The sequence below is a fragment of the Staphylococcus simulans genome, assembly GCF_002994445.1.
Classification (GTDB): domain Bacteria; phylum Bacillota; class Bacilli; order Staphylococcales; family Staphylococcaceae; genus Staphylococcus; species Staphylococcus simulans_B.
The window spans coordinates 67248-86210 of record NZ_MRZJ01000005.1; the positions used below are offsets into that span (position 1 = coordinate 67248).

Here is an 18963-nt window from a genome sequence, read left to right on the forward strand (position 1 = left end):
CCTAGTGGTTTTTAATAATACTTTGTCCTGCAATGCGTCCATAAGTGAAGATATCCGCAAGTGCGTTGCCGCCTAAACGGTTACCGGCATGGATACCGCCTGCCACTTCACCAGCTGCGTATAAGCCTTTGATTGGTTGGTCATCGATATCAATGACTTGTGCTGTCGTATCGATTTTCAAGCCGCCCATTGTGTGGTGAACCGCAGGTTTACGCGGTGTTGCATAGAACGGTGCACGTTCGATTTTAAGGTCAAAGGCATTCTTGCTGAAGTCATCATCATGTCCTTTATCTACGAATGCATTGTAACGTTCAATCGTTTGTACAAAGTGTTCTGGGTCCATATTCAATTGTTTCGCTAAATCTTCCAGCGTATCTGCTTTATAAAGTACTTTCTCTTCAATTTCTTTATCAATTTTATCTTGAGATGTGTTCATCGCAAGTTCTTTAATATTTTCATCCGCAATGATATAGAACAGTCCGTCTTTTTGATCAAGTGCTGCTTTAGATAAAACATCACGGCTTTCAAACTCGTTGACGAAGCGATCGCCGTCTTTATTGATGAAGACGAAGTTTGAAGGTGTCACGATTAATCCTGTGAATAATGCGCCTGTTTTAGGGTCAGAAATCGGCATCATTTGAGAGAAGCCCATACCGACTAAGTCAGCGCCGACTTGTACACCTAACTTAATACCGTCACCTGTAATAGCTGGAGAGTTTGTAGTTTTAATATCGTCAGGAATATTATCCCAATACGTATTGTATTGTTGAATCATTTGCGTATTCGCTCCGAAACCGCCTGCGGCGATAACAACACCATAACGTGTATGGATTTTCACTTTTGCTCCATTATGTTTCGTTGCTTCTACACCCACAATTTTGCCGTCTTCTTTAATCAGACGATCTGCTGTTGTTTCAGTCATAATTTGACCATGATTCTTACGTACAAAATCGCTTAATGATTCAATGAATTCTAAACCTTGGGCTTTCATTGGTTTATGGCCGCGTCGCCATAAAGCACCTACAGGCATGTCTACAATTGTTCTATCGAAATGAACGCCTTTTTCTGTTAACCATTTCACTGATTCAAGAACATTGTCTGTTAATGTTTTAACTAAATCATATCGGCCTGTAATCACTTTACCGTTTCTATCTGCACGACGACCGCCTAAATAAGTTTGAATACGGTGTAGCTCGATAGAGTCGAACAAGTAATCTTGCCCTTCTTTTTGAGTTTCAAGATAATCCTTGATTTGTTGTTTCAACGTACGGAAATCTTCTAGATATTCTGCTTCAATATCATTTTCATCATGATTCATTAACGCTTCTAACGTTTCTTGTTCACCATGTAGTGATGGGAATTGATTTTGCCATGATGGTTCTGGCGCGTTGACTTGTCCGCCGGTACGAATCGTATTACCGCCGATAGCTGCGAATTTCTCAAGCATAATAACTTCTTTGCCTTGTTCTAATACTGAAGCCGCAGCACTTAATCCTGCACCGCCGGTACCGATGACTACAACATCTGTTGTTTCTTCAATTGTTTCGTCAGACCATTCTACAACTGGTTTTGGACGTGCACGTAAGACATCAGGGTTTTCACCTGCTTGTTTAATCGCTTCAGCAACACCTTCAATTACACCTTCGCATGTTACTGTCGCACCTGAAATCACATCTACGTTTAATGTTTGGCCGTTAATGATTTCATCTGGCAAACGTTCGAATGCCGGGTTTGCGATACCTTCAGACTCATTACTGTCATCCACATCGATCGATAAGATTTTATCTTCAGAGAAGACTACTTTCATCGGCAAGTTCGCATTGTGACCTTTTGCGAAGACTTCATACGTACCTGGTTTGTATTTAACCTTTTTATTTTGAAGTGCTTTTAAGCGTTCATATTTACGTTGTTCTTCCTCTTTATCGACAATCATGAAGTCCATCACTTTCCATAATGGAGATGGAATGTGTAATGTACGCTGATCATGAATATCCACAAAGTCTTCGATTTTTTCATTCTTCTCAACTTTTTCAGCCCAGTGCGGTTCTACTAAATAAGCTTTACCTACACTTAATAAATCATAGCCCAGTGCTAATGCATCTTCCGCGTCTTCACGTTTTCCGATACTGCCGACACCCATGATTGGAATTTCAGCTAATGTTTCACTGCGTAATTTTAAATATTTAGAAATAAGCGGTTCTTTATCTGCTGTATCAACAATAGATGTACGTTTATAACTATTCGCAGAAATATGGAAGTAATCCGGATGTGCTTCTGCCAATGTATTTAACAGATACATAGTATCGTCAAAGCGGATACCAGGTTCTTCTAATTCTTCAGGAGAGAAACGATAACCGATAATAAAGTTTTCTGCATTATTTTCTTTCACTGCTTTTTGAACTTCTCTTAATACCGCCATAGGGAAGTGTGTACGTTTCTTTCTGCTTCCTCCCCACTCATCTGTTCTGCGGTTACTATGAGGTGAGAAGAATTGCTGCAAGAGGTAAGTGTTTGCACCATGGATTTCAACACCATCATAACCCGCTTCAATCGCTCTTCTTGTCGCTTCTCCAAATTGATGAATCATATCTTCTACTTGCAACGGTGTCATTTCACGCGGTACAGCCGCATTCGGACGAAGTGCCGCCACAGGACTTGCAGAAATTGGAGTTGCTCCGCCGTTGATTTTAGGATCTGCCATACGTCCTGCATGATACAATTGCAAAATGGCTTTAGAACCTTTCTCATGAATTGCATCTGCTAAGCGTTTCAACCCAGGAATCTTTTCATCTGTATCAATACCGATTGCACCAGGGAAACCACGTCCGTTATCCATTACGAAACAACTCTCAACAATAATTGCACCTACTTTTCCGGAACGATGTTGATAATAATCAACCATCTCAGCCGTTACCGATCCATCAAAGTAAGCAGATTGTATCGTCATGGGCGCCATTAAAATTCTATTATCCAACTCAGCTCCCGATGATAATTTAACCTTCTCAAATAAAGCCTTTGCCATGCCAACTTCTCCTTTTGTGAATTATTTCACATGATACCCTAAAATTTTTTCTCATACATCGCATATGAGAAAGTTGTCCAATATCAAGTGATTCATTTTTTATTTTCGTAATTTTTCATTTCTTTTACTTTCACTGAGAGTATAACACAGAACACCTTTTGTGAAAACGCTAACAAACAAATAATCAAATAAATTTTACAATTCTATGAATTTATTCCATTCATCGTTTCACCTCAATTTATACATGTAACTTTTCACACTTTAAATTTACTTTTGACTTACTCCTTATGCATCCAAACATCTATTCTAACCTTGTATTGAAAGTTGCTAATTTAGCCTTACCTCTCATACCTACATTGCTTACAACCCATAAATAATAAAAGGATAAATAAGGAGGTGTTTTTAAGTAAAAGCAATCGTAGTAGGTAAAGATCATCAACCCCAAGTTACTGAGAGAACATTACACCCTTTGAAATATGGAGAAGCCTTATTAAATATGGAATGTTAATGAAAGCCAATTAGAATTTGCGAAAAAATATGATGCTGATATCACATTAAACCCTAAAGAAGTGAACGTAGAAAAATATATCCAAGAACATGTTGGCGGTGCACATGCTGCTGTAGTTACAGCCGTAGCAAAATAAACTTTCAATTCAGCTGTTGAATCTGTACGTGCAGGCGGTACTGTCGTTGCTGTAGGTTTACCAACAGAATCTATGGACTTATCTATTCCTCGTTTAGTCTTAGACGGTATCCATGTCGTAGATTCTTTGAAGACTTAAAAGAAGCCTTCCAATTCGGTGCTGAAGGCTTAGTTGTTCCTAAAACACAAACACGTCCAATGGAAGATGTTCAAGATATTTTCAAAGAAATGGAAGAAGGTAAAATCAACGGTCGTATGGTCATTGATTTACGTCATTAATCTATAACACAATAGTTAAAGTTAATAGCAGGCAAACACGTATCTTTTTCGTGTTTGCCTGCTATTTATAAGTATGAGACTTCTCAATACCAGCTGCTTAGTTATTTAAAGCAATGTTAAGTGCGTCATTCGTTGTGTCTTAAATACTTTATTCTCTTTACTGATGATTACCGCTTCAATCCCAGGAATCTCATTCAACACTGATATTGCTTGTTGAATCGACATCGCAAAGCAGACAGTCGTCCAGATTTCACCATCAATGGATTGATCAGATACAATCGTAATACTTGCGATATCCCCTTCTGCTGGATAGCCTGTTTTAGAATCTAATATATGATGATAGAGTCTACCGTCTTTATAGAAATAGCGTTCATAGATACCAGAGGTCACTACCGATTGCCCTTCTATTTCAATGACACCCATCATTTGTCCACGCTCTGATTCCGGTTGTTGTATGCCTACTGTCCACTTCTCTTTGTCTAAAGGGTGGCCGATTGTCAATACATTCCCGCCTAAATCTATAATGCCGGTTTGAACCCCTTGAGAGACAAAATATGCTTTTAATTGATCTGCAAAATAACCTTTCGCAATCGCACCTAAATCAATTTCCATACCTGGTATTTTTAAATACACTGTGTGTGCTTCATGATCAAGCTCAACATTTTCAGGCTGGATTTTCTGTAAACGTTCTTGAATCTCAGCGTCACTAGGTAATTGTGCATCTTTAAAGCCGATTTTCCACAACTTCACCAAAGGCCCAATTGTTAAATTAAATTTTGAATCAGATGATAAACTCACCGCAAGTGCATGCTCAATCAACTCAAATAAATCTTCATCTACTTGGACAGGTTGAATCCCTGCATTTTGATTCACACGCATTAAATCAGATGTATTATCATTTGCGCTGAAACGTCGTTCATAATCTTTAAGCATCTCTTCAGCATACGACAATAACACTTCAGCTTTGGGATGTTCTATTTGCAAGGTAATGCGTGTGCCCATTAATCGAATTACACTTTGTTTCATCACGTTCGCTCCTCGTATTTCATTCGCTTCACTTTCATACTAGCAAACTTCTTGCAGTTTAGAACATTAAAATTCTATTGTGTTTCACGTAGAACACGAATTAGATTGACAGACATGCATTAGTATTGCCTGAATAATCATCTATTTATGTAATTATATTAATCTAAATCACAACTCCACTTTAATTGCACCATTCAATTCTTTGTATTCTGATAAGAATTATTGTACTATGATGTCAATATCGAATTTGGAGGTTATGTTTATGTCTTTATACTTATTAGAAACTACTGATTTATCACCTATCAATTCTAAAGAAGAGTTAGAAAGCAAAGTGAAAGATTTATCTCAAACAGATGCGCCCACTTTAGTAGAAGTACAAGCAACTGAAGATTTAAGTCATGGTTATTTCATTGTAGAAGCTGATGATGAAAAGGCCGCAACACAACATTTAGAAAGTGCATCGATTTCCCCTCAAACGATTAAAGAAGTACGTTTGGTAGACAAAGATTTAGATGAAATCAAAAAAGGCGATGCAAAAGTAGATTATTTAGTTACTTGGAATATCCCTGAAGGTATTACAATGGATCAATACCTTGAGCGCAAAAGAAAAAACTCTGTACACTATGAAGAAGTACCAGAAGTTCAATTCCAACGTACGTATGTATGCGAAGACATGTCAAAATGTGTCTGCCTATATAACGCACCAGACGAAGATGCGGTACGCAGAGCACGTAAAGCAGTAGATACGCCAATTGATGATATCGAAAAATTGTAATATATCTTTTTAGCAGTAGTAGATTTCATCCTACTTCTGCAATTATGTATGAAAAGGGGCTGGGACATAAATACAGCCCCTTTGTTATGTGTCTCTAAATTTTTTTAGGTTTACCACTGCGATTGTTATAGGAACAATCAGCATTATTAAACTAATAATAAAATTTGTCTCAATAATAAAATTGAACAATAAAAAAGCAAGTATACCTACAATGATCAAAATAATATTAAAAGTAGGCGTGTAAACTATCTTAGGTTTGTTAAACATAATTCATCACCTCTTAAACTTAAAAACAAGATGCTGCTGCTCCACTCATTCCACCAGAAACAGCTCCAACAACCGCTCCCACTGGACCAGCAACTCCAAATCCAGCTAAACCTACAGTGCCTGCACCACCAGCTGTGCCTAAACCGCATTTTAAGCCTTTTTTCCAACCGTAAAATTGAACAGATTGACTATCATCTATGACCATCATCTTCAAGCCTTTATCAGATTTAATATAACTCAAAGTAACACTCTTTCCATTCATATCTTTAGCAGAACTTGGAAGATTTTTAGTTTCTCCAGTTGCTACTTTTGTTATAGATGCAGTTCCATTATCATTTACAGCATATGTAAAACCTTTGTTTAATTTTATAGTAGCTTCAGAACTATTAATTTTCTCCAACTGGCCAAATTCCTCTTTTTGTTGTTATTCAGCTTTTGCAAAGTGACTATTTTCTAAAACAGGAGCGATAACTGTACCAGTTAGAACAACAGTACTTAAGACTACTTTGCCCAAAAATTCTTTTCTCATTTCATCCTTTCTCCTTTACTAATAATTTAATTACTAATATATCCTATCAAAATAACAAAATATATTGGCAAAGATTCCCCAAGTGTTGACTTTTCGTTCATATATGTCGATTAATTAACAACGCACCTATGAACTCTTAACGAAATAAAAAAAATTGTTAAATGGGCGATTTAGCATCTCAAGCTCTACCAACATTCTTTTAGAAAATTAGTTCAATCATGTATAAAAACATGGTTAGCTCTAAGCTTCAAATACATACCTACACTTTTGCTTTGAATGTAAAAACACTCCATTATACTATTGCTAGCATAGTGAAGTGTTTTGTGTTTATTATTTAGCTATTGAATTTGATTAATGTTCGTTCGGATCATTTTCTGCATCTTCATGTGTTTTATGCACTGTGCCGAATTTATGATCTGGTCCGCCGTAGATAGAATATAATTTTAATGGTTCGTCGCCTTTGTTAGTAACGTTGTGCCATGTATCTGCAGGTACAAAAATTGCATCGTCTGGACCTACTTCTTTTTCAAAGTTTAAATCGTCTTCTTTTGGTCCCATTTGGCATAAGCCTTTACCTTGTTCAATACGTAAGAATTGTTCGATTCCGTGGTGGATTTCTAAACCGATGTCATCTCCGGGTTGAATAGTCATTAATGTCACTTGAATGTTAGAGCCTGTCCAAATTGTAGTACGATAATTTTCATTTTCTAGTGTCATACCTTCAATGTTATCTACAACTGGTTTTTTGCCTTGGTCTTCAAAGTTATAAGTCATTTTAAAACCCTCCTCGTATATTCTCTTCATTTATATTTTACCCCTTTTTATTAATTTTATATGTATTTTGTTGAGAATTCACAAACCTTTCATAATTAGTTGTTAAAATATTCAAAGTATTAAGCCGAATCAATTACTCAAGCTTATTTAACATGGTACAATCAGATTAGAATTATTATAAATAAGGAGTGTTGAACATGAGTAAAGACAAGTCGAAACTGACAGGCTTATTCGGCCATCCCGTAGGAGACCGTGAAAACTCAGCAACTGCCGGACGACGTGGTCCATTATTAATGCAAGACGTTTATTTCTTAGAACTATTATCTCATTTTGATCGTGAAGTAATTCCAGAACGCCGTATGCACGCTAAAGGTTCAGGTGCTTTCGGTACTTTCACAGTAACCCATGACATTACACAATATACAGATGCAAGTATCTTCGCAGAAGTCGGTAAACAAACACCGATGTTTGCGCGTTTCTCTACTGTAGCAGGTGAACGCGGTGCCGCTGATGCTGAACGTGATATCCGCGGTTTCGCATTAAAATTCTATACAGATGAAGGCAACTGGGACCTTGTAGGTAACAATACACCTGTCTTCTTCTTCAGAGACCCTAAATTATTCCCAAGTTTAAACCACGCTGTTAAACGTGATCCGCGTACAAACATGCGCAGTGCACAAAACAACTGGGATTTCTGGACTTCATTACCAGAAGCATTACATCAAGTAACTATCTTAATGTCTGACCGCGGTATTCCAAGAGGCTTCAGACATATGCATGGTTTCGGATCTCATACTTATTCTTTATTAAATAAAGATAACGAACGTGTTTGGGTGAAATTCCACTTCCGTACACAACAAGGCATTGAAAACTTCTCACCTGAAGAAGCAGAACAAGTGATTGCAAAAGACCGTGAATCTTCACAACGCGACTTATTCGAAGCGATTGAAGAAGGCAACTTCCCTAAATGGAAAATGTACATCCAAGTGATGACAGAAGAACAAGCACGCAATCATAAAGATAATCCATTCGACTTAACGAAAGTTTGGTTTAAAGATGAATATCCATTAATCGAAGTAGGTGAATTCGAATTAAACCGCAACCCTGACAACTACTTCATGGATGTAGAACAAGCTGCTTTCGCACCGACAAACATTGTACCTGGTATTGACTTCTCACCAGATAAAATGTTGCAAGGCCGTTTATTCTCTTATGGAGATGCACAACGTTACCGTTTAGGTGTGAACCACTGGCAAATCCCAGTCAACCAACCTAAAGGTGTCGGTGTTGAAAACTTATGTCCATTCGCACGTGATGGACAAGGCCGCTTCTTAGACGGCAACCAAGGCGGCAGCACACACTACTATCCTAACAGCACAGGCGCAATGGAAAGCCAACCTGGCTATAAACGTCCACCGATGGATGTTGTAGATGGCCCAGCATATGAATACGACTTCCGTGAAGATGACGATAACTACTTCGAACAACCTGGTAAATTATTCCGTTTACAAACACCAGAACAACAAGAACGTATCTTCCAAAATACTGCCAACGAAATGGACGGTGTCACTTTAGAAGTCAAAGAACGTCATATTCGTCATTGCTATAAAGCAGATCCTGACTATGGTAAAGGTGTCGCAAAAGCAATGGGTATCGATATCAACAGCATCGATTTAAACGCTGAAGACTAAACCTGTTATTTCCTAGGTAATATTAATTAAGCGAGGTAGCTTATGATTTTAGATAAAGTAAATCCTGATGACCTGTTCCCTACTGAATCGCAGCAAGCTTCAGTCTCAGGTAAAATGGGTTATCCGATGAATGGTGAAATCAAAATCTTTGAAGCAGCGTATGTCGCAACGAATGAACGTCTGATTTTAAATGTAGATATGGCAGGAGAATTCTATTACCGTAATATCGCTTATAATGAAATCAAAGCCATTGAACTTAAAGACGATACATTGAACTTAACGTTTGAAATCGGTACATTTAAATTAACCGACTTCAACAAAGCCGACGCTGAAAGCTTTAAAGACTATGTAATAGCACAAATTCAATAAGATAGATAGAGGCCAAGCTGTTAAATTGAGCAGCTTGGTTTTCTATTTCCTGCAAAAACAAATAATGTTTGCAAAAGTCATTGACTTCTATATAAGAAAATAATAATATTAGCATACACTTCACAATTTTCTGACTTTTCAGAAACGACAGTTGCTTTCATCTGCAGACTAATACACTAGAGGAGAGAATAAAAGGATGAACAATAATTTAATTTTACAATCAGACTTTGGGATTGGAGACGGGGCAGTCAGTGCAATGAAGGGCGTTGCACGTACAGTCAGCCAAGATATCTTTATCAGCGACTTAACACATGACATCCCGCCATACGATATATGGGTAGCTTCCTATCGTCTGTACCAAACCGTTAAATACTGGCCGAAAGGCACAGTCTTTGTGTCAGTTGTAGACCCGGGTGTCGGCAGTGACCGCAGAAGTATTGCCTGCCTTACACAATCTGGCCACTACATCATTACACCAGATAACGGATCGCTTACACATATTAAACATTACGAAGGTATTGAAGCTGTCATCGCTATTGATGAAGTGAAAAGCCGTTTACCACATTCGGAAGAAAGTCATACGTTCCACGGCCGCGATATCTATGCTTATAACGGTGCACGTTTAGCTGCAGGTCAAATTCAATTCGAAGATTTAGGACAACCGATTGAACTTGATTCTATCCAGCAACTAACAATCAACGATGCGAAACAAGAAGAAGACAAGCTTGTCGGATATATCGACGTGTTGGATATCCGCTTCGGCTCTCTATGGACCAACATCCCGCTTTCTTACTTGAAAGACAACAATATCCATCATGGCGATGCCCTCATCGTAACGATTTACAACAATGAAAATAAAGTCTATCAAAACATCATGAAATTCGTACGTTCTTTTGCGGACGTTAATATCGGAGAACCGTTAGTTTACGTCAACTCGCTCGTCAATTTAGGTGTCGCAATCAACCAAGACTCCTTCTCAGACCTCTACCACATCGGTACAGGGAATGATTGGCGTATCGAAGTCGCAAAAGCACCGGATTTAGCATAATACAGAGGTGAATAAGAACATGAAAAAAGAAGGTATCTCAGTCAAAACGATTGTCGCAATCGGTATCGGAGCGGCAGTCTTTGTCATTTTAGGACGCTTTGTGGTGATTCCTACAGGCTTCCCTAACACAAATATTGAAACTGCATACGCATTCCTAGCATTGATTTCCGCAATATTCGGTCCGTTAGCCGGACTCTTAATCGGTTTAATCGGACATGCGATTAAAGACTTTACAATGTACGGCAGTGCATGGTGGAGCTGGGTTATTTGTTCAGGCATTATCGGTTTGATTTATGGATGGATCGGTCGCAGATTAAATATTGAAGGCGGCAAATTCAACGTTAAAGACATAGTATTCTTCAACGCAACACAAATTGTCGCTAATATTTTATGCTGGGCGGTCATCGCACCGATTTTAGATATTGTCATCTACAGCGAACCTGCAAATAAAGTGTTTACACAAGGTATCATTTCCGCTTCGCTTAACATTATTTCAGTCGGCATCATCGGTACATTATTGCTGAAAGGTTATGCGGCTACAAAAGTGAAAAAAGGCAGTTTATATAAAGAATAAAACCAATAAGGGCACATTGCCCTTCATACATATTATTGAAAAGAGAAAGGAATACGTTATGACACACCCAATTATTCAATTTGAAAATGTGAGTTTTCAATATCACAGCCAAGCTTATCCGACGTTATCAGAAATCAACGTCGAGATTTATCAAGGCGAGAAAGTCCTCGTTGTAGGTGCTTCCGGCAGCGGCAAGTCGACATTCATTAGTTGTATCAACGGACTCATCCCTTATAAATTAGATGGAGAGTTAAGCGGCAGCCTGACGATTAATGGTATCTCTGTGTCAGATGATTCATTTCTTGAACGTTCTAACCGCGTAGGTACTGTGCTGCAAGATACTGATGATCAATTCATCGGGTTAACTGCTGCTGAAGATATGGCGTTTATTTTAGAAAACAACAACGTCTCTCAATCAGAGATGAAACAAGAAGTCGAACTGCGTGCTAAAGAGGTCAATATTTTTAATCACCTTAGCAAACGCCCGCAAGATTTGTCTGGCGGTCAAAAACAGCGTGTCGCATTAGGCGGTGTCTTAGTCCACCCTTCTTCTATCTTGTTATTTGATGAGCCTCTCGCAAACTTAGACCCGAAAGCTGGTCAAGAAACAATGGATATCATTGAATCTATTCATCAAAAGGGAGATAAAACGATATTGATTGTCGAACACCGTTTAGAAGAAGCATTGGATGATACCTTCGATCGTGTCATCTTATTTGAAGACGGTAAAATCATCGCAGATACAACACCAGATGCATTGCTTAAAAGCGATACTTTAGCACAAGCCGGTATTAGAGAACCGTTGTATATTTCAACATTAAAATATGCTCAAGCACCCTTATCCGACTTTCCTGTATTGTCTGATATCCATCAACTTCCAAAAGCAAGCATCTCTCAACCGCTTTACCAATGGTTAAATCAACCAGAAGCAGCATCTCATCAACAGAAAGCTTTAGAGCCTCTGCTTGTATTGTCTGATGTTTCAAGCAGTATCAGAGACCACCAAATCCTAAAATCGATTTCTGCGACATTCTACGAAAGTGAAATGATGAGCATTGTCGGTCATAATGGTGCCGGAAAATCCAGTTTGGCAAAAGCTATCTGCGGTTTCATGGATACAAGCGGTACGATGAGCTTTAAAGGTCAAAACTTAGATCAACTGTCAATCAGTGAACGTGCACAAAAAATCGGTTATGTGATGCAAAATCCGAATCACATGATTTCACAAAAAATGATATTTGATGAAGTCGCTTTAGGTTTACGTCTGCGTCACTTTGAAGAAGCTCAAATCAAAACCATCGTACATGATGTCTTGAAAGTGTGCGGACTCTATCCTTTCAGAAACTGGCCGATCTCTGCCTTGAGTTACGGTCAGAAAAAGCGTGTCACTATCGCTTCGATTTTAGCCTTAGACCCGTCCATTATTATCTTAGACGAACCGACAGCAGGCCAAGACCTCTATCACTATACTGAAATGATGGCATTCTTGCAAAAGCTGAATGAAGCAGGCAAAACGATTGTGATGATTACACATGATATGCATTTAATGACTGAATATACACAACGCACGTTAGTAGTATCACAAGGTACTATTCTCGCAGATGATACTCCGACAAATATTTTAGCGGATGAAGCAATACGCAATACCGCTGCTTTACGCAAGACATCGCTTTACCAGTTGGCAGACATCATAGATGCCCCTTCACCGCAAGCTTTAGTACAACACTTTATTAATTATGAAAAGAAGGTGCGCCATCATGAGTAACCATCAAATTTTAGGTTATCAGCCTGGTTCAAGTCCGATTCATCGTGTCAATGCGACAGTCAAATTAGTATTCTTATTACTAGTCAGTGTGGCAGCAATGACTACTTATGATACCCGCTTCTTAGTCGCAACGAGTATTCTATCGTTAGTCATCTTTAAAGTTTCAGGTATCAAATGGCGTCAAATCAGCTTTGTGGTGAAGTTCATAGCCTTCTTCACTATCATTAACATTGTTGCGGTCTATCTGTTCGATCCAAGTTACGGAGTAAGACTTTATAAAAGCAATACTGTGCTTTGGCAAGGTATCGGCAGGTTCAACCTGACAACACAAGAGTTATTTTACTTATTCAACTTATGTTTAAAATACATTTGTACTGTACCGCTCGCATTGGTGTTCTTGTTAACAACACATCCGAGCCACTTCGCATCAAGCTTAAATAAAATCGGTGTGAATTATAAAATCAGCTATGCAATTGCACTGGCACTGCGTTACATTCCAGACATCCAAGAGACTTACTTCAGTATTTCACAAGCCCAGCAAGCACGCGGCTTTGATATGAGCAAGAAGGCAGGTTTATTGAAACGTATTAAAGGTGTAGTTAATATTGCGACACCTTTGATTTTCACCAGCATTGAACGTATCGATACTATCAGTACCGCAATGGAAATCCGTCAATTCGGCACAAGAAGCAAACGGTCTTGGTATGTCAGTGAACCTTTCCGAGGCTATGACTATATCATCTTGCTATTTGCGATAATCATGCTTGTCATCACTATCTTGTTGTTCTTTGTGAACGGCAGCCGTTTCTATAATCCATGGATATAATAATAATGAGAGATTGTCTTATAAAGACGACCTCTCATTTTTTATAGCTTCTCCATCAAATGATTCTCAACTTATATTCAGAGTCTAAAAAACACCTTGAACCGCTACAATTCAAGGTGTTTTCAATCAGCTTATTTCTTTATTAACCGTATTGGCTTAAGGTAAGTACCAAGTTTCCAAATATATTCTAAAGGTCCAAGTGTGAAGTACTTCAACCAAACCACACTAAAGACAATTTGGATGCAGTAAATCATGAGGCATAAAATCAATGTGTGTATTAAGTGAATACCTTGGCTGAAGAACAAATGCCCTGCTGCATAAAGGAATAAAGTCTGTCCTATATAATTCGTTAATGCCATCCGTCCATAATACTTAAGGGGGCTTAAGAGTTTTCTACCTTTTCGGGTGTTCAGTACAGTCAGGAGGAATAGTACGTAGAATCCCGTCAATAAAGGAGAAGTCGCGACAATAGCATGGTGGAATGCATTCCATAATTCTGGATACTGTTGCAATTGTGTACCGCCGGCTGCTTTATATGAATCAAAGTTAGGCAGTACGTAATAATATTCCAATGTGATCAGCGCCCCTATCGCAAATGCGAAAAAGAGTGCAGTCAACAGAGCCCATTGTTTGCGCAAGGTTTGAAACTTATGAATGAGTTGAAATTGTGCCGTTGCTAAACCTAAGATGAAATACGCGAGCGCCATTATTAATTTATCTCCGATTACAACACAAGCTAAAAGCAGCAGCAATCCTGATACTAAATTGAAATAGCGATTGAAACGATAGAATGGGATTAATATAACGCCGAATACCGCATAGATCAGTAATGCTTCTCCTGGCTGCAATTGCATATGAAAATAACCGAAAATACCCAGCAATACTATACGTCGTATATAGACTATATAGGGATGTTTATTCTTTTGTGCTGCGCGATTCATGAAAATATAAAAGCCTATACCAAATAGGAACGTAAATATCGCAAAAAACTTATTCTCAATAAAAATATCTAGAAACTTTTGATAGGCAATATCTGCTTGTGAAAAATCTGGGATGACATGCATAATTGCGTATACATTCACTAAAATAATACCTAACAGCGCAAAACCTCGTAAGTAGTCCAACTCATCAATTCTTTTTGTTATTTGTTTCAAAATCTTTCTGCTCCTCACACTTTTCTCTTTAAAATTAAAGGGCTGGTGTTTCAACCCTGTGCCTTATACTACCAGTATCTTTTTTAAAAGTAGTGATTTGATATGACATGAAGTGACAAAGTTGTAAGTTCTCTTTTGGTTTAAGGTCAGTATGTGTAATGTCGACACGTTTGTTCGGATTTGACCTTTTACTCTATAATTAAATTGTTACTGCATAATGACTTGAATTTATGTAAGAATGAAGAGATTGTTGGAGGCGTATGATGAAAATGGTGTGCAGAGGTTGGCAGCGATGACTTTAATTCATGTAGTGTTAATGCTATTGATTGGTGTGTTCGGCGGATTTATATCAGGACTTGCAGGTATCGGCGGTGCGATCATTATCTATCCTGCTATATTATTGCTTCCGCCGTTGTTCGGTACACCGGAGTATAGTGCATATATCGCATCCGGTTTAACTTCAAGCCAAGTACTATTCAGTACATTGAGCGGTTCATTAAGTGCGATACGCAAGCCTGAGTTTCATCCGTCTCTTGTCTTTTATATGGGCGGCGGTATGGTCACAGGCAGTATTATCGGCGCAATCTTCACCAACCTTTTGACTACACCTGTCATCAATGGTGTGTATATCTGTATTGCTTTGCTAGCTTTAGTCTTAATGGTTATTAAAGTCCAGCCTCGTGCAGAAGCCAATATTCATTTCAATCCTTATTTACTGATGATTGTCGGATTATGTATCGGTGTTGTATCAGGTATTATCGGTGCCGGCGGTGCATTTATTATCATTCCTGTCTTACTGGCTTTATTTAAACTGCCTATGAATACGGTAGTCGCAAACAGCATAGTCATCGCATTCATTTCTTCTATCGGTGCCTTTTTAGTCAAACTGGTTCAAGGATATGTACCCTTAGGCAATGCGATGTTCTTAATTATCGGCAGTGTCTGTTTCGCACCGATTGGTTTAATGGTCGGCCGCAAATTGCCGAACTTTGTACAGAAATGGATTATCAGTCTGCTCATTATCCTCGCAGTTATCCAATTACTCTTTTAGGTTTAGCTTGTCTCTCTGACGAAGTAAGCTAAAATAAATAATAACGACATGTAAATGACCCATCAAAATAGAAAGCGGTGAAATTATGGCGAAGCATCAAAAACGAGATATGTTATTACGTGCAGCAGCCGATATAGTTAATGAACGAGGTGTGAGTGCCTTAACGTTAGATGCAGTGGCACAGCGTGCCGAAGTCAGCAAAGGCGGATTATTATATCATTTCAATAACAAACAAGCTTTGATTCAAGGTTTAGTCGATCATGCGAATGAACTCTATCGAGAGAATGTCAGAAGTTATGTAGATGGAGACCAGCAAGGCAAATGGCTTCAAGCATTTATCGAAGCGACACGCAAACATCGTCAAGAAAACAAAGCGGTGACTTCAGCTATCTTAGCAGCACAAGGCAACGATCGTAATTTGCTTGCGCCGCTGCAAGCAACCTATCAAGAATGGCAAGACCATATACAAGCAGATGGTTTAGATCCAGTAGACGCAACAATTTATCGTTTAGCTGTCGATGGTCTATGGCTTTCTGATATTTTCGGTCTAACATCTATCGATGACGAGATGCGCGAAGCTGTTTTAGATCGTCTGAAAGCATTAAGTTCAAAATAAAAAATCGGTTTAATCCTTATCATGAAGGGCTCTCAAAGAAGGAGTCCTTCTTTTTTTATTTTTCTTAAGCAATAGGGTTGAAATAAAACCGTCTAGTTGGTACACTAATCAACGTTGAAGAAATGACCACTCGAAAAAATAAAAAACTCGGAGGGAATCGTGTCAATGAAAAAAGTTATGATTACAGCAGCAATTACAGGTGCTGGCGATACTACAGAAAAAAACAAAAACGTACCCGTAACGCCTCAAGAAATTGCGGATTCTGCAATTAAATGTGCACGTGCAGGTGCAACAGTTGCACATATTCACGCAAGAGATCCAGAAACAGGCGGCGTAAGTCACGACGTAGAATTATATAGAGAAGCTGTTCGTTTAATCCGCGAAGCAGATGAAGACATTGTTATCAATATTACTGCAGGCGGAGGCGGCGACTTCATCCCGAATATGCAAAACCCTTATCAAGCAGGCGAAGGTTCAGATATCCAAACACCAGATGAACGTCATGAGCCGGTAGGCGAACTTCTTCCAGAAATTTGTACACTAGACTGCGGCAGTGTCAACTTCGGAGATATGGTTTATATCAGCCCGACAGATTGGTTGCGCCGTCAAGCTCAATTAATCAAAGATGCAGGTGTTAAACCAGAATTAGAATGTTTCGATAGCGGACATATCCGTTTTGCGAACCAATTAGTTTCAGAAGGTTTAATCGAAGGCGAACCTATGTATCAATTCTGCCTAGGTATTCCATGGGGTGCAGATAATGATGCGGAAACTATCGAATACTTCAAAACACGCTTACCAGAAAATGCGCATTGGTCAGCATTCGGTATCGGTAAAATGCAGTTGCCTACAGTTGAAGAAGCAGCTAAACGCGGCGGCAACGTACGTGTCGGCTTAGAAGATAACATCTACTTATCAAAAGGTGTTAAAGCGACAAACGAAGCATTAGTAGAAAAAGCGGTTGAAATCTTAAAAGGTATCGATATGGAACCTATGACACCGCAAGAAGCACGTGAAAAATATAACTTAAAACAACCTAAAGGAGACAAGTAAAATGAAATTTGCAGTAGTTGGAACAGGTGTCATCGGCAGCGGCTGGATTACACGTATGTTAGCACACGGTCACGAAGTGATCGCAACTGATCCAGGCGAAGGCGCACAAGAAGCAATGATGGCACAAATCAAACAAAATTGGCCTTACGCAGAAGAAATGGGCCTAGCAGAAAATGCGTCTATTGATAATCTTACTTTCACACCGCATTTAGATGAAGCTGTGAAAGATGCAGACTTAATCCAAGAAAACGTGCCGGAAGTAGAAGAAATCAAAGCAAGCGTACTGAAAGAAATCGACACGTACGCACGCCCTGACGCAATTATCGGTTCAAGTACTTCAGGGATTATGCCGACTGAACTGCAAGAAGGCTTAAAACATCCAGAACGCCTTGTTGTAGCTCACCCATTCCACCCTGTATATATCTTGCCTCTAGTTGAAATTGTACCAGGCAAAGAAACTTCTGAAGACATTGTAGTCAAAGCAGAAGAAATGTACGAAGACATCGGTATGGATGTGCTTCATGTCCGTAATGAAATCGAAGGACATATTGCTGACCGTCTGATGGAAGCATTATGGCGCGAATCATTACACATTGTTAACGAAGGTATTGCGACAACTGAAGAAGTTGATAAAGCCTTCACACACGCAGCTGGTTTACGCTATGCACAATATGGTCCATTCATGACATTCCATTTAGCAGGCGGCAACGGCGGTATGCGTCATATGTTAAAACAATTCGGTCCAGCATTGAAAAAACCATGGACAAAATTAGTAGCACCAGAACTTACTACTGATTTATACAATGCAGTTGTAGAAGGCTGCGAAACAAGTTCACAAGGCTACACAATGTCAGAACTTGACCAAAAACGTAATGAATTCTTAGTAAGAGTGAAAAAACTTGCAGAAGAATATTGGCCTACTGAAACACCAGGTATGAAAAAACGCCAACCTCAATCTACGGAGGTCTAAATCATGACGCGTTTATTCACTTATCAAACAACAGTCAAAGACGAGTGGCTAGATCATAACAATCACATGAACGATGCGGAATACAACCGCGTCTTCAGTAATGCGACAGATGCATACCTGGCACACGTTGGTTTAAGCGAATCAGAAATCGAACGCCGCCAATACACTGTATTCACTTTAGAAAATCATGAAACGTACCAAAAAGAAGTCAATAAAGGCGAAGATTTAGCAGTAGCCGTACAACTCATTGACCATGATGCGAAACGTCTTCATGTCTTCATGACTTTATATGATCAAGCAGAAGATATCTGTGCCACATATGAAGTAATGTTGATGGGCATTGATACCAACTCAGGACGTCCTGCCCCATTCCCTGAAGACATCGCACAAAATATTGAAAAAGAAGCTGAACTTGTAGATAAAGAAGGATTAGAACAACCTAAAGAACTCGGTCGTCAAATTGGTATCAGACGTAAATAATAAAACGATCGAATAGATTAATATCACAATTTGCTTAACACCCTTTGGTGA

General features: G+C 38.9%; 17 protein-coding genes and 1 pseudogene. 13 read left to right on the forward strand and 5 right to left on the reverse strand.

The annotated features are described in order from the left end of the window. Nucleotide 1: 1 nt before the first annotated feature. On the reverse strand, nt 2-3022 hold the full coding sequence (locus C7N65_RS08050) for a flavocytochrome c (RefSeq protein ID WP_105993966.1): 3021 nt from the start codon (nt 3020-3022) through the stop codon (nt 2-4). A gap of 500 nt (nt 3023-3522) precedes the next feature. Between C7N65_RS08050 and C7N65_RS12700 the strand changes: the two are divergent. Beyond that, nucleotides 3523-3944, forward strand: a pseudogene (locus C7N65_RS12700) (zinc-binding dehydrogenase); the annotation flags it as partial. 105 nt (nt 3945-4049) lie between these two features. Here the strand turns inward: C7N65_RS12700 and C7N65_RS08060 are convergent. After that, nucleotides 4050-4970 carry an FAD:protein FMN transferase gene (locus C7N65_RS08060; RefSeq protein WP_105993967.1) on the reverse strand — a complete coding sequence of 307 codons (921 nt, stop codon included), beginning with the start codon at nt 4968-4970 and terminating at the stop codon, nt 4050-4052. 262 nt (nt 4971-5232) lie between these two features. Between C7N65_RS08060 and C7N65_RS08065 the strand changes: the two genes are divergently transcribed. After that, on the forward strand, nt 5233-5745 hold the full coding sequence (locus C7N65_RS08065; RefSeq protein ID WP_105993968.1) for a DUF4242 domain-containing protein: 513 nt from the start codon (nt 5233-5235) through the stop codon (nt 5743-5745). Nucleotides 5746-6031: 286 nt separating this feature from the next. On the opposite strand, the gene C7N65_RS08075 is transcribed toward C7N65_RS08065, so the two are convergent. Both C7N65_RS08075 and C7N65_RS08080 read right to left on the reverse strand, forming a co-directional pair. Further along, on the reverse strand, nt 6032-6412 hold the full coding sequence (locus C7N65_RS08075; RefSeq protein WP_105993970.1) for a Pathogenicity island protein: 381 nt from the start codon (nt 6410-6412) through the stop codon (nt 6032-6034). A 480-nt stretch (nt 6413-6892) separates the two neighbouring features. After that, nucleotides 6893-7315: a cupin domain-containing protein gene (locus C7N65_RS08080; protein ID WP_105993971.1), complete on the reverse strand. Its 423-nt coding sequence runs from the start codon at nt 7313-7315 to the stop codon at nt 6893-6895. Between the two features lie 197 nt (nt 7316-7512). On the opposite strand from C7N65_RS08080, the gene C7N65_RS08085 reads away from it, so the two are divergent. The 6 genes from C7N65_RS08085 (at nt 7513) to C7N65_RS08110 (ending at nt 13588) form a co-directional block, all read left to right on the forward strand. After that, nucleotides 7513-9006, forward strand: coding sequence for a catalase (locus tag C7N65_RS08085; RefSeq protein ID WP_105993972.1), 1494 nt, complete (start codon nt 7513-7515; stop codon nt 9004-9006). Nucleotides 9007-9048: 42 nt separating this feature from the next. Then, nucleotides 9049-9375, forward strand: coding sequence for a PH domain-containing protein (locus tag C7N65_RS08090; RefSeq protein WP_105993973.1), 327 nt, complete (start codon nt 9049-9051; stop codon nt 9373-9375). A gap of 196 nt (nt 9376-9571) precedes the next feature. Next, complete coding sequence (locus C7N65_RS08095; protein WP_105993974.1) at nt 9572-10423, forward strand: S-adenosyl-l-methionine hydroxide adenosyltransferase family protein; 852 nt, start codon at nt 9572-9574, stop codon at nt 10421-10423. 19 nt (nt 10424-10442) lie between these two features. Continuing rightward, nucleotides 10443-10997: an ECF-type riboflavin transporter substrate-binding protein gene (locus tag C7N65_RS08100; protein WP_105993975.1), complete on the forward strand. Its 555-nt coding sequence runs from the start codon at nt 10443-10445 to the stop codon at nt 10995-10997. Nucleotides 10998-11055: 58 nt separating this feature from the next. Continuing rightward, nucleotides 11056-12762 (forward strand): ABC transporter ATP-binding protein, encoded by a 1707-nt coding sequence (locus tag C7N65_RS08105; RefSeq protein ID WP_105993976.1) that lies wholly within the window; start codon nt 11056-11058, stop codon nt 12760-12762. Further along, a complete protein-coding gene (locus C7N65_RS08110) occupies nt 12755-13588 on the forward strand; it encodes an energy-coupling factor transporter transmembrane component T family protein (RefSeq protein ID WP_105993977.1) in 834 nt (277 codons plus the stop codon). The genes C7N65_RS08105 and C7N65_RS08110 overlap by 8 nt, the downstream gene beginning before the upstream one ends. 131 nt (nt 13589-13719) lie before the next feature. Here the strand turns inward: C7N65_RS08110 and C7N65_RS08115 are convergent, their stop codons facing one another. Then, complete coding sequence (locus C7N65_RS08115; RefSeq protein WP_105993978.1) at nt 13720-14742, reverse strand: DUF418 domain-containing protein; 1023 nt, start codon at nt 14740-14742, stop codon at nt 13720-13722. A 292-nt stretch (nt 14743-15034) separates the two neighbouring features. On the opposite strand from C7N65_RS08115, the gene C7N65_RS08120 reads away from it, so the two are divergent. The 5 genes from C7N65_RS08120 (at nt 15035) to C7N65_RS08140 (ending at nt 18912) form a co-directional block, all read left to right on the forward strand. Then, a complete protein-coding gene (locus tag C7N65_RS08120) occupies nt 15035-15793 on the forward strand; it encodes a sulfite exporter TauE/SafE family protein (RefSeq protein WP_105994091.1) in 759 nt (252 codons plus the stop codon). Between the two features lie 85 nt (nt 15794-15878). Beyond that, a complete protein-coding gene (locus C7N65_RS08125; protein WP_105993979.1) occupies nt 15879-16409 on the forward strand; it encodes a TetR/AcrR family transcriptional regulator in 531 nt (176 codons plus the stop codon). A 165-nt stretch (nt 16410-16574) separates the two neighbouring features. Continuing rightward, a complete protein-coding gene (locus tag C7N65_RS08130) occupies nt 16575-17462 on the forward strand; it encodes a 3-keto-5-aminohexanoate cleavage protein (RefSeq protein ID WP_105993980.1) in 888 nt (295 codons plus the stop codon). Nucleotide 17463: 1 nt separating this feature from the next. Beyond that, nucleotides 17464-18432 (forward strand): 3-hydroxyacyl-CoA dehydrogenase NAD-binding domain-containing protein, encoded by a 969-nt coding sequence (locus C7N65_RS08135; protein ID WP_105993981.1) that lies wholly within the window; start codon nt 17464-17466, stop codon nt 18430-18432. A gap of 3 nt (nt 18433-18435) precedes the next feature. Next, nucleotides 18436-18912, forward strand: coding sequence for a thioesterase family protein (locus C7N65_RS08140; RefSeq protein ID WP_105993982.1), 477 nt, complete (start codon nt 18436-18438; stop codon nt 18910-18912). The last annotated feature ends 51 nt before the right edge of the window (nt 18913-18963 follow it).

Bases quoted from the DNA above. Each gene is read 5' to 3' on its own strand.
- C7N65_RS08050 (WP_105993966.1), bottom strand. From the start codon at position 3,022: ATGGCAAAGGCTTTATTTGAGAAGGTTAAATTATCATCGGGAGCTGAG.
- C7N65_RS08060 (WP_105993967.1), bottom strand. From the start codon at position 4,970: ATGAAACAAAGTGTAATTCGATTAATGGGCACACGCATTACCTTGCAA.
- C7N65_RS08065 (WP_105993968.1), top strand. From the start codon at position 5,233: ATGTCTTTATACTTATTAGAAACTACTGATTTATCACCTATCAATTCT.
- C7N65_RS08080 (WP_105993971.1), bottom strand. From the start codon at position 7,315: ATGACTTATAACTTTGAAGACCAAGGCAAAAAACCAGTTGTAGATAAC.
- C7N65_RS08085 (WP_105993972.1), top strand. From the start codon at position 7,513: ATGAGTAAAGACAAGTCGAAACTGACAGGCTTATTCGGCCATCCCGTA.
- C7N65_RS08090 (WP_105993973.1), top strand. From the start codon at position 9,049: ATGATTTTAGATAAAGTAAATCCTGATGACCTGTTCCCTACTGAATCG.
- C7N65_RS08095 (WP_105993974.1), top strand. From the start codon at position 9,572: ATGAACAATAATTTAATTTTACAATCAGACTTTGGGATTGGAGACGGG.
- C7N65_RS08100 (WP_105993975.1), top strand. From the start codon at position 10,443: ATGAAAAAAGAAGGTATCTCAGTCAAAACGATTGTCGCAATCGGTATC.
- C7N65_RS08105 (WP_105993976.1), top strand. From the start codon at position 11,056: ATGACACACCCAATTATTCAATTTGAAAATGTGAGTTTTCAATATCAC.
- C7N65_RS08110 (WP_105993977.1), top strand. From the start codon at position 12,755: ATGAGTAACCATCAAATTTTAGGTTATCAGCCTGGTTCAAGTCCGATT.
- C7N65_RS08120 (WP_105994091.1), top strand. From the start codon at position 15,035: ATGACTTTAATTCATGTAGTGTTAATGCTATTGATTGGTGTGTTCGGC.
- C7N65_RS08125 (WP_105993979.1), top strand. From the start codon at position 15,879: ATGGCGAAGCATCAAAAACGAGATATGTTATTACGTGCAGCAGCCGAT.
- C7N65_RS08130 (WP_105993980.1), top strand. From the start codon at position 16,575: ATGAAAAAAGTTATGATTACAGCAGCAATTACAGGTGCTGGCGATACT.
- C7N65_RS08135 (WP_105993981.1), top strand. From the start codon at position 17,464: ATGAAATTTGCAGTAGTTGGAACAGGTGTCATCGGCAGCGGCTGGATT.
- C7N65_RS08140 (WP_105993982.1), top strand. From the start codon at position 18,436: ATGACGCGTTTATTCACTTATCAAACAACAGTCAAAGACGAGTGGCTA.